This is a genomic window from Kitasatospora sp. NPDC059803 (assembly GCF_042732255.1).
Taxonomy (GTDB): Bacteria; Actinomycetota; Actinomycetes; order Streptomycetales; family Streptomycetaceae; genus Kitasatospora.
Genome location: NZ_JBHWIJ010000255.1, coordinates 1 through 2,057, shown reverse-complemented (window position 1 = coordinate 2,057; position 2,057 = coordinate 1). Strand labels below are relative to the sequence as shown.

Sequence of the window (2,057 nt, the reverse complement as noted above, 5' to 3'; positions counted from 1 at the left end):
CCCCGCGGCGGGCGCCCCCCCCACCCCCCGGCCGCCCCCACCCTATTTGGGCGGGCGCCCCTCGACTGCTGTGGAGCTACGGGGAATTGAACCCCGGACCTCTTGCATGCCATGCAAGCGCTCTACCAACTGAGCTACAGCCCCTTGACCTGCGATGTCACCGGAGGCTTTCGGCCGTTTCCGTCCGGTTTCCCTCGGCGACATCGCCCACTTTACACGGTCCCGGGGGTGCTCCACGAATCCGTTCCCGGGGGCCCGCGTTCCCACTCCCTCAAGCCCCCGCTCCCCCTCCCCGGAGCCCGCGCCCCCAACCCCGAGACCCGCGCCCCCAACCCCGAGACCCGCACTCCCGCCCCCGGGGCCCGCGCCCCCACTTCGGGACCCGCACTGCCACCCCGGAGGCGCCCCGGCGACGGGAACTGGCAGACCCGCAGAGGCCCGGCAACGCGAGAGGCCGCCACCCGATGGGTGACGGCCTCTCAACTACTGTGGAGCTACGGGGAATTGAACCCCGGACCTCTTGCATGCCATGCAAGCGCTCTACCAACTGAGCTACAGCCCCGCGACACGGGCGCTCCTGATCGAACAGGATCGCTGGTGCGGAGTGGAGCTATGGGGAATTGAACCCCAGACCTCTTGCATGCCATGCAAGCGCTCTACCAACTGAGCTATAGCCCCGCAGTCGTCGGATCTCCCGCTTCCCTTCCGGGCCGCGTTCCTTCCCTGCGAACGAGGAAAACTCTAGCTGGTCAGGCCCGGAACTGCGAAATCCGCCCCTGCGAAGCCCCTGCACGCCCCTGGCGAGCCCCCGGCAAGCCCCTGCATGCCCGCAACCCCGCCCGCACCCCACCCCACCCCGCGACGCGCCCGTCGCTCAGGCGTCATCGCTCAGGCGTCGTCGCTCAGGTGTCGTCGCCGATGACCGGCTGCGGGAGCGTGCCCGCGTTGTGCTCCAGCAGGCGCCAGCCGCGCGCCCCCTGTCCGAGCACCGACCAGCAGCAGTTGGACAGCCCGCCGAAGCACTCCCACTGGACCGGGTCCAGGTCCAGCAGCCGCCCGAGCATGGTGCGGATGGTGCCGCCGTGGCTGACCACCACCAGCGTCCCGTCCTCCGGCAGCTTGTCGACGGCCTCCAGCACGACCGGCACCGAGCGGTCGGCGACCTCGGTGGCCAGTTCGCCGCCGCCGCGCCGCACCGGCTCGCCGGCCGCCCAGGCCGCGTACTCCTCCGGGAAGCGGTCGCGGATCTCGGCGTTGGTCAGGCCCTGCCAGGAGCCCGCGTAGGTCTCCCGCAGGCCCTCGTGGTGCTGCACGTCGAGGCCGGTGACCTCGGCCAGTTCCTCGGCCGTGCGCTTGGCCCGGGTGAGGTCGGAGGAGATCAGCAGGTCGGGGCGCAGGCCGGAGAGCAGCCGGGCCGCCCGCTGGGCCTGGAGGACGCCCTGGTCGGTCAGTTCGATGTCCGTGGTGCCCTGGAAGCGGGACTCCAGGTTCCACGAGGTCTGGCCGTGGCGCCAGAAGACGACGCGCGGCCCCCGCCCGTCCCGGCTCAGTGCAGGTCCTCGGGCTTGCCGAAGTCGTCGGCCGGGGCGACGACGTTGCCGGCCTCGTCGGTGTGGGCGTCGGGCCGGTTGCGCGTGGCCAGGGCGTCCTCGGGCAGCGGCAGCTCGGGGCAGTCCTTCCAGAGGCGGTCCAGCGAGTAGAAGGAGCGCTCCTCGGAGTGCTGGACGTGCACGACGATGTCCAGGTAGTCGAGCAGGATCCAGCGGCCGTCGCGCTCGCCCTCGCGGCGCACCGGCTTGATGTCCAGCTGCTCGCGCAGCTGGTCCTCGATCTCCTCGGCGATCGACCGGACCTGGCGGTCGTTGTTGGCGGAGGCGATCAGGAAGGCGTCGGTGATCGACAGCACCTCGCTGACGTCGAAGGCGATGATGTTGTGCGCGAGCTTGTCGGCCGCCGCCTGCGCGGCGACGGTGATGAGCTGCTGGCTGTGGTCGGTGACGGTCACGGTGTTCTTCCGGCTCGGCGGCTTGGGGGGCGACCCCTGGCTCCTGGCCGGG

Annotated in this window: 2 protein-coding genes and 3 tRNA genes; all 5 read right to left on the bottom strand. The window is 71.4% G+C overall.

Annotated features, from left to right (window positions below; genetic code table 11):
- Window positions 1-71 precede the first annotated feature (71 nt).
- Window positions 72-144 (bottom strand) — tRNA-Ala (locus ACFV6I_RS30485).
- 345 nt (window positions 145-489) lie between these two features.
- A tRNA-Ala gene (locus ACFV6I_RS30480) sits at window positions 490-562 on the bottom strand.
- A 43-nt stretch (window positions 563-605) separates the two neighbouring features.
- Window positions 606-678 (bottom strand) — tRNA-Ala (locus tag ACFV6I_RS30475).
- Between the two features lie 224 nt (window positions 679-902).
- Window positions 903-1,550: a histidine phosphatase family protein gene (locus ACFV6I_RS30470; protein ID WP_063351096.1), complete on the bottom strand. Its 648-nt coding sequence runs from the start codon at window positions 1,548-1,550 to the stop codon at window positions 903-905.
- Window positions 1,547-2,005, bottom strand: a complete 459-nt coding sequence (gene rsfS, locus ACFV6I_RS30465) for a ribosome silencing factor (protein WP_063347541.1) — start codon at window positions 2,003-2,005, stop codon at window positions 1,547-1,549. Before rsfS ends, ACFV6I_RS30470 begins: the two co-directional genes overlap by 4 nt.
- Window positions 2,006-2,057: the final 52 nt, after the last annotated feature.